The sequence below is a fragment of the Hominimerdicola alba 8 genome (genome assembly GCF_000178155.2).
Classification (GTDB): domain Bacteria; phylum Bacillota; class Clostridia; order Oscillospirales; family Ruminococcaceae; genus Hominimerdicola; species Hominimerdicola alba_C.
The window spans coordinates 1-7,140 of record NZ_ADKM02000051.1 but is presented as its reverse complement, the minus strand read 5'-3'; the positions used below and the strand labels follow the sequence as shown (position 1 = coordinate 7,140).

Sequence of the window (7,140 nt, the reverse complement as noted above, 5' to 3'; positions counted from 1 at the left end):
TCACTTTACTCCTTTCGCTTGTTAAATTAATAACAATTATATTATATCATATATCTTGAAAAAATTCAACTCCGAATTATAAACTTTTTTTACGGGAATTTTAGGTAAATTCACAAAAATACACTGCGGCTATTGTAAATTCTGTTGGGGTGTGATATAATTAAATAGTATATGTATAACTTCTTTACGGAGGATATCTGATGGATCACAAACGATTGATCGTCCTGATAGCGGCGGCTTTGGTCGGGCTTATGCTGACGGGCTGTGCGGGGGACGATATTGGCGATGACAAAACCAAAGTCAGCACTGAGGTGACTGAGGAAAAGGGCAATAAAGTGGACAGTACTGTTTTTCAGGAGTCTGATCTCGAAGCTATCGATGAAGCTATTGATGCGCCATTGACTACGGTAGACCGCTCTGCTGAACTTGCTGTTATAAGTGAGCAGACGGACGCTTTTCTGACTGCGCTGAAAGCGGGGGATATCAACGCGCTTTGCGATATGCTGGAACCTTCAAGCACTTACTACAAGTTTTTTGACCGCAACAGACAGTCGGCGCAACTGTCCAAAATTTTACAGACCGATTTTGGTGATATGGTGTGGACACACTGGTCGCAGACGGACAACAATAATAAGAACTGGCTGGAGAGCACTTATGCTGAAAATGGTCAATATACGCGCAGTTACGTGCTCGCAGGGGTCAAGGAGATGTTATTTTATGATGAATATTTCCTGCTGAATTTCTCAAAAGGACAGTCGGTGAACCAGCTTTACAAGTCCGAAAATGAGGACGGATATTTTAAGTGGATACAGAGCACGCTGGACAGGATGCCGCTTGTCCGCAACAACTGGGCGTTCAAATGTACAGTTCCCGATGCTGAGGGCAAAGTGCTTTTCAACATTGACGATGACTACATTTTTGATTATACGCAGATACTTTCGCTGGATGAGGTGGCTGACGAGAAGAAAGTGCAGACTTACTCCGACAAGCTGGCTGAAAGCCGCGGGACTATAGAAGATGTTAATGCGACATTTGACCAAAGCCCTGAACTTCGGGAAAAATTTGCGCAGTTAATTCGTGAGAAGAAGTTTGAAGAGGCTTGGCAGCTGACCAAAGATCTGGACAAGAACGGCTTTTTTGATGACCGCACCACCTATGATGACCTCGACGATGCGGGCAGATCACGGGTAGATGAATATATCGCGGAACATGTAGTTTCGGTGGTTTGCGATCATTCGACACAGGTGTATGATGCTTCGCGCCGCCGCCATGTTTTCACCCAGATCTACTATGATGCGATCGCGGGCGATGACGAACTTGAGATAGAAGACTGGCTTTCAGATAATCATATAAAAGACTGCGGAGAAGCTGTCTACTTTGATATCACGGAGGATCAGCGCCTTGCGACAGCGCTTGGCGGGTACTTCGATATAATTGCTAAGCTGGGATAATTTCTGTATAGAAAGGGACGCTGTCAGATGAATTTGATGAAGATAAGACGCGCAAACAGTCTGCCTGTAAATTTGCTGCACAGCACTGCGTATGCCTCTGTTTTGGGGTATATAATCATGGCGGCGGCATGGTTCATATCGGGTATGAGGCTCAGTATGATACAGTGCTGGAGCATCTGGCTGATAAGCCTGACGGTGCTGTTCTGCATACTGGGAACTATTTCTGCCGCTATCGATATACGCAAGCATCTCGACCTTGAAAGGCTGGCGCGGCACAGGTTGACTCACGGCTATGATGATGAATATTTTAATATGCTGTCTGTTTTTCTGGGCGGCGAACTGACTGACAGCAGGCGGCTGACTTATGCTTCGATGTATCTGGAGGGCGAGCGGTATGAGGATTGCCGCCGTCAGCTGAGGGAGATAGATTTTGCTCACCTCAGCACCGCTGAACAGGAGGAGTATTTCAATATCTGCCTGTATTCGGCGGTCTTAGAGGGCAATGTCGGGCTTGCAAACGACATCTACCGAAAGGCGAGGCGTTATTTTGACAGGGCGATACTGGCGCGAAGAGGCGGTTTCGTCATGCACACGCTGGGCATGCTGTGTTTGCTGAACGGTCGGCAGGACAATGCTTTCAAGCTGTTCAACTCGGCAATGCAGTACCGCGATGACGGTTTGAAATGCGAGTGTTTTCTGGGGCTTGGGCAGTTATATCTGCTTAGCCGTGACAACGAGTCAGCAAAAGACATGTGCTATGCTGCGGCTGACCTGGTGGAAACGAGGGCGCAGGCAAAGCGGCTGAAAACACTTATGCTGGGCGTTGAGGACGCATTCCGCAAGCAGGGGAAGCAGTCCATAAAAATGAACTTTTAAGGAGAACAACGATGAAAAAGTACATATTTACATTCCTTTTGTCAATGGTACCGCTGCTGGAACTGCGCGGTGCGATACCTCTGGGGCGTGGGATGGGCGTTTCATTGCGCGATGCAGTCATTATCTCGATGATAGGAAACATGGTGCCCATGCCTATAATTTTCTTTTTTGCGAGAAGGGTGCTTGAATGGGGCGCTGACAAGCCCGTTATCGGGAAATTTTTCAGCTGGTGTCTTGAAAAGGGGCACAAGGGCGGTCAGAAATTGAAAGAAAAAGCCGGCAGCAAGGGCATGTTCTGGGCGCTTCTGCTGTTTGTGGGCATACCTCTGCCGGGTACGGGTGCGTGGACGGGCACACTGGCGGCGAGCATGCTTGATCTTGATTTCAAGAAGAGCGTTCTGGCGGTGGTGCTGGGCGTGGCACTGGCGGCTGTGATAATCACGACACTGACCGCGCTGGGCTTCAATATTCTTGGTTAAGTGGGGGAAATTATGGAAAGAACAAATAAAGATATTTCTTCTGTAACACGGTATTTCTACAGAAAACTCAAACTGCACCCGACTGCTTTTCTGGGCAGTGAGAGCATAACTTTTCTTAGAACTTTTATGGACGGAATGGTCATGTCAGACAGTCTTTTCAGCGGCAACAGACATGTGATAATCCCCGATGGTTTCACTGAATTTGTTGAGTGGTTCTACGGTGACAAGAGCGAGCGCGACAGCTTTGCTCTTGTGCTTAAAAATGAGGGTGACGAAAAGGCGGCTTTCTACAAGTGGTTCGATCTGCTGGACGATTTTCTGAAAGGGCTTGACCGTGAGCCGATAGGCACGATAGAACAGCTGAAAAAGCTGGAAGAATACACCAAAAAGAAAAACAAGCAGTGACAATAGGGTGATATTATGGACTCAAAACTGCGCGATATCTGCCCCGAAGCAAGGGCTTTCTATGAGGGCTGTTGGGAAAGACCCGGAGCGTATCTCGGAAAAGCCGAGTTATCGCGGTTGGAGGTTTTTCTGCAAGGGTGGAGTTTTGCTTTCGGCGGCAGGGAAGTGCCTGTGCTTATGCCTGACGGGTTCAACGAATTTGCGGCAGAACATTACGGCGAAGTGAGGAGTTTGTCGGCTATCGGCTATGCGGCGGCTTTCGGGCGGCGCGGCGATCGTTCGATAGATGAATTTTTTCGTCTGCTGAACGAGTATCTCGTCAAACTGGGGTATGAGCCTATACCTGAGCCGCGAAAATCTCGATGCGGCGAGGTGAAAAACGGCATCTGTCCGATATATTACCCTGATTTGAAAGCGCTGGCGCTGTCTTACATGAAGACATTCAATGCGCCGCCCTGGAATGACTGCTGGACAGAAGAAACGGCGTTCTACAGGGTGGAAAGTTTGCTGTGCGGATATGGACGTTTCGGCTATGCGGCGTGGCAGGAGGGCAGTCTGACGGGGGCGGTCATCAGTGAGCGGGAGTTTTACTATGACGGCGTGGTCTGCCGCATCATCGAGCTGTGGACAGACCCCGCATATCGCGGGAGAGGCATCGGCAGGCGGCTGATAGAAGAGGTGAAGCGTGCTGAGGGCGGTAACGTCTACCTGATAACCAAGAAAACGCCCGAAACTGTGGGATTTTACGAGAAGTGCGGCTTTTCTGCCGATGGCGGCATGTGCGTGATGCAGACGGATAACAAGTCCCGATAATGGGACAGATGGAGTGAGAAGTATGGAAATACCAAACGATATTGAACTGTCACTGGTAAAGAAATTCAGGCTGGGGATATGGTCGAAATTCCTTAAAGGCGTGAAGGATTATCAGCTGATACAGGAGGGCGACAAGATAGCAGTCTGTATCTCTGGCGGCAAGGATTCGATGATGATGGCGATGTGCATGAAGCGTTTGCAGAGGTACTCGAAAGTGCCTTTCGATGTGGAGTATATCGTGATGGATCCGGGATACAACGCCGAAAACAGGCAGAAGATAATCGACAACGCCGCAAAGCTGGAGATACCCGTAAGGATATTCGACACGAAGATATTCGACTCGGTGGTGAACGTGCGGCAGAACCCCTGTTACCTCTGTGCGAGGATGAGGAGGGGATATCTCTACAAAAACGCGCAGGAACTCGGCTGTAACAAGATAGCGCTGGGTCACCATTTTGATGATGTGATAGAAACGATCCTGATGGGCATGCTGTACGGTTCGCAGGTGCAGACGATGATGCCGAAGATACACAGCGAGAATTTCGAGGGAATGCAGCTTATCAGACCCCTCTACATGGTGCGCGAGGAAGATATAATCAAGTGGTGCAGATACAACGGGCTGGAGTTTATACAGTGTGCCTGTCGGTTTACTGAGGAGAGGGAAGTCTACGATGACGGCAGCAGCAACTCAAAGCGGCAGGAGGTCAAGGAACTGCTGAAAATGCTCCGCGAGAGAAGCCCTGCCATTGACATGAACATCTTCCGCAGCGTGGAGAATGTCAATTTGCAGACGATAATCAGCTACCATATCGGTGACGAATACCACCATTTTCTCGATGATTTCGACAAGGGCAGAAGTGTGCGCGGCACTGTGGCGGGCGATGATAAAGAATAGGTCTGTTTTTGTTTTTGGTTTAAAAATTAATCAATTGTGTTTTTAATGTAAAATATTTGGCTACCGCTTTACTTCCCGAAAAATATGTGATATACTTTTAATTAATAGCAATAGTTTGCTTTGGTCGATATTTTTCAGGGGGAGGCGGTATCTGTGCGTTTTGTCAACAAACAGGTCATCATGGATTTTTTTGAGAAGAACAAGCAGAAAAACATCTTTGATTTTGATGAGTACCAACGGATCAATGATTGGTGCAGTGAACATGATGAAGAGTTCCGTGAGATCAAGAACTATGTCGCTATCGAGGTATCACAGGGTACCAAACTCAGCGCATCACTGGTGGACGATGCTCTGGCTGACAGAGAGATCAAGATGCCGTTTTCGTCTAAAGATCTTCTGAAATACAGCAAGATACCACTCGTATGATATGACAGAAAAAGAAAGATATAGTTCGGGGAAAATTACATAGTATTTATTTACTCCTTTGGCGTGTGAGCGTTTAAAGGGGCTTTTTTTACCTTTTTTCGGAAATTCTAATGGGAAAGTGATAGTTTGTGATAAAGAGTTAATAGAAGTTTTGCGAAATGAAAACAATGCTTGTCAGTTTGGCTACGGCAGGGTTAAAATACGGTTAGACCTCTTGAAAAAGGGGGAAAAGCGTGGTATACTTTCGTCAGAGAGCAAGAGAGAGCATCTGGCTCGGACGCGGCAAATCAAGCACCCTGTCGTGAGAGGGCTGAGAGCTTTCTCGGAAACTTTCGTGATATTGTCGGCTGTGAAGTCGGCAAGACACCGTATTTACGGCATAGATACGGTCAACCTGCAATGATATCAACATAGAAAAGAGGTGTTTGCAATATGATGTTCGGCGCGGTCACAATAAGCAGCTTGTGTCCGCAGGGATTTTTACATGAACGCTTGCACGCGAAAATACTATGCACATGAAAGGAGGTCGGAAATATTCGGCCTCTTTTCGATTTGTGTACTGAAAAACACCCGCGAGTGTCATGCTCGCGGGTGTTGCTTTTAATCGAACTTCTTCACATCGAAGTCCGGGGGAGCGTCTATGTCCTTGCCCACATAGCCGCCGTTTTTGCGGCGCTGCTTGACACATTCGGTAAGCAGGTACTCTATCTGACCGTTTACTGAGCGGAAGTCATCTTCTGCCCATGCAGCGATCTCGTTATAGAGTTTTTCCGAAAGGCGCAGCGGAACTTGCTTTTTTGCTGCCATAGTTTAGTAAAGGCTGCCCGAATTCACAATAGGCTGGGCATCGTGGTTGCCGCAGAGAACTACCAGCAGGTTGGACACCATAGCTGCCTTGCGCTCGTCGTCCAGCTCTACCACGTTTTTTTCGCTGAGCTGTTCAAGAGCCATCTCGACCATGCCCACTGCACCGTCAACTATCAGCTTTCTTGCGTCAACTACTGCGCTTGCCTGCTGTCTTTGCAGCATTGCGGCTGCGATCTCGGGGGCGTAGGCAAGGTAGGTTATTCTCGCCTCGATGATCTCGATGCCTGCATTTGTGACTTTATCCTGTATCTCATCGCGTATGCGCTGTGCGACTATTTCGCTGGAACCTCGCAGACTGCCTTCATCAGCAAGACCGTCACCGGTGGTATCGATGTTGGGTGCAACATCGTAGGGGTAGAGCCTTACGATATTTCTCAGCGCAGTATCGCACTGGAGTGAGAGGTATTCCTTGTAATTGTCCACATCGAACACTGCCTTTGCGGTATCTACAACGCGCCAGATGACTGCTATGCCTATCTCGACAGGATTTCCCAGACAGTCGTTTATCTTCTGCTTGTTGTTGTCGAGGGTCATTATCTTGAGGGATATCTTTTTGTCTATCTTTTGCATGGGCATACCGGTGTCGGGGTTGATAACAGCACCTGCGGCAACTTTCTTTGCAACTTCGCTGTTCACATCACCGCTCTGGCGGAGTTTGGTGTTTGCAGCAGGGTTTACTGCGGTGCAGAAAGGGTTCACCCAGTAGAAGCCGTCGCCCTTTAATGTGCCCTTGTATTTGCCGAAGAGGGTAAGCACCAGCGCTTCCTGCGGGCGCAGGACTTTCAGCCCGAGAAACGGTATCCAGCCGAACATCGCCCAGAAGCCTGAGATGACCATCAGCAGTGTGCCTGCCGCATCGTCGATGTCTGAACCGATGGCTATGCCCGCAAATGCTAAGATGTACAATAAAGTGAACAGCATCATCATT

General features: G+C 48.3%; 10 protein-coding genes. 8 read left to right on the top strand and 2 right to left on the bottom strand.

Features of this window, described 5'->3' with window-relative positions:
- Positions 1-200: 200 nt before the first annotated feature.
- The 8 genes from CUS_RS05115 to CUS_RS19740 all read left to right on the top strand — a co-directional run bounded on the left by CUS_RS05115 (position 201) and on the right by CUS_RS19740 (position 5,748).
- Positions 201-1,451 carry a hypothetical protein gene (locus tag CUS_RS05115; RefSeq protein ID WP_037276616.1) on the top strand — a complete coding sequence of 417 codons (1,251 nt, stop codon included), beginning with the start codon at positions 201-203 and terminating at the stop codon, positions 1,449-1,451.
- Between the two features lie 27 nt (positions 1,452-1,478).
- Positions 1,479-2,327, top strand: a complete 849-nt coding sequence (locus CUS_RS05110) for a hypothetical protein (RefSeq protein WP_002847987.1) — start codon at positions 1,479-1,481, stop codon at positions 2,325-2,327.
- A gap of 11 nt (positions 2,328-2,338) precedes the next feature.
- Positions 2,339-2,806: a COG2426 family protein gene (locus tag CUS_RS05105; protein WP_002848002.1), complete on the top strand. Its 468-nt coding sequence runs from the start codon at positions 2,339-2,341 to the stop codon at positions 2,804-2,806.
- Positions 2,807-2,818: 12 nt separating this feature from the next.
- The gene (locus CUS_RS05100) at positions 2,819-3,211 is read left to right on the top strand and encodes a hypothetical protein (RefSeq protein ID WP_002847991.1); all 393 of its coding nucleotides are present in this window, start codon (positions 2,819-2,821) and stop codon (positions 3,209-3,211) included.
- Between the two features lie 15 nt (positions 3,212-3,226).
- On the top strand, positions 3,227-4,024 hold the full coding sequence (locus CUS_RS18540; protein ID WP_002847995.1) for a GNAT family N-acetyltransferase: 798 nt from the start codon (positions 3,227-3,229) through the stop codon (positions 4,022-4,024).
- 22 nt (positions 4,025-4,046) lie between these two features.
- Positions 4,047-4,919 carry a tRNA 2-thiocytidine(32) synthetase TtcA gene (locus CUS_RS05090; RefSeq protein ID WP_002847998.1) on the top strand — a complete coding sequence of 291 codons (873 nt, stop codon included), beginning with the start codon at positions 4,047-4,049 and terminating at the stop codon, positions 4,917-4,919.
- A gap of 153 nt (positions 4,920-5,072) precedes the next feature.
- A complete protein-coding gene (locus tag CUS_RS05085; RefSeq protein ID WP_002848004.1) occupies positions 5,073-5,345 on the top strand; it encodes a hypothetical protein in 273 nt (90 codons plus the stop codon).
- A 214-nt stretch (positions 5,346-5,559) separates the two neighbouring features.
- The gene (locus CUS_RS19740; protein ID WP_002847993.1) at positions 5,560-5,748 is read left to right on the top strand and encodes a hypothetical protein; all 189 of its coding nucleotides are present in this window, start codon (positions 5,560-5,562) and stop codon (positions 5,746-5,748) included.
- A 197-nt stretch (positions 5,749-5,945) separates the two neighbouring features.
- On the opposite strand, the gene CUS_RS05075 is transcribed toward CUS_RS19740, so the two are convergent.
- Together CUS_RS05075 and CUS_RS05070 are read right to left on the bottom strand one after the other, a co-directional pair.
- The gene (locus CUS_RS05075; RefSeq protein WP_002848000.1) at positions 5,946-6,152 is read right to left on the bottom strand and encodes a hypothetical protein; all 207 of its coding nucleotides are present in this window, start codon (positions 6,150-6,152) and stop codon (positions 5,946-5,948) included.
- Positions 6,153-6,155: 3 nt separating this feature from the next.
- Positions 6,156-7,139, bottom strand: a complete 984-nt coding sequence (locus tag CUS_RS05070; RefSeq protein WP_002847996.1) for an SPFH domain-containing protein — start codon at positions 7,137-7,139, stop codon at positions 6,156-6,158.
- Position 7,140: the final 1 nt, after the last annotated feature.

Excerpts from the sequence above, each read along its gene's own strand:
- CUS_RS05115 (WP_037276616.1), top strand. The coding sequence starts at position 201 with ATGGATCACAAACGATTGATCGTCCTGATAGCGGCGGCTTTGGTCGGG.
- CUS_RS05110 (WP_002847987.1), top strand. The coding sequence starts at position 1,479 with ATGAATTTGATGAAGATAAGACGCGCAAACAGTCTGCCTGTAAATTTG.
- CUS_RS05105 (WP_002848002.1), top strand. The coding sequence starts at position 2,339 with ATGAAAAAGTACATATTTACATTCCTTTTGTCAATGGTACCGCTGCTG.
- CUS_RS05100 (WP_002847991.1), top strand. The coding sequence starts at position 2,819 with ATGGAAAGAACAAATAAAGATATTTCTTCTGTAACACGGTATTTCTAC.
- CUS_RS18540 (WP_002847995.1), top strand. The coding sequence starts at position 3,227 with ATGGACTCAAAACTGCGCGATATCTGCCCCGAAGCAAGGGCTTTCTAT.
- CUS_RS05090 (WP_002847998.1), top strand. The coding sequence starts at position 4,047 with ATGGAAATACCAAACGATATTGAACTGTCACTGGTAAAGAAATTCAGG.
- CUS_RS05075 (WP_002848000.1), bottom strand. The coding sequence starts at position 6,152 with ATGGCAGCAAAAAAGCAAGTTCCGCTGCGCCTTTCGGAAAAACTCTAT.
- CUS_RS05070 (WP_002847996.1), bottom strand. The coding sequence starts at position 7,139 with ATGATGATGCTGTTCACTTTATTGTACATCTTAGCATTTGCGGGCATA.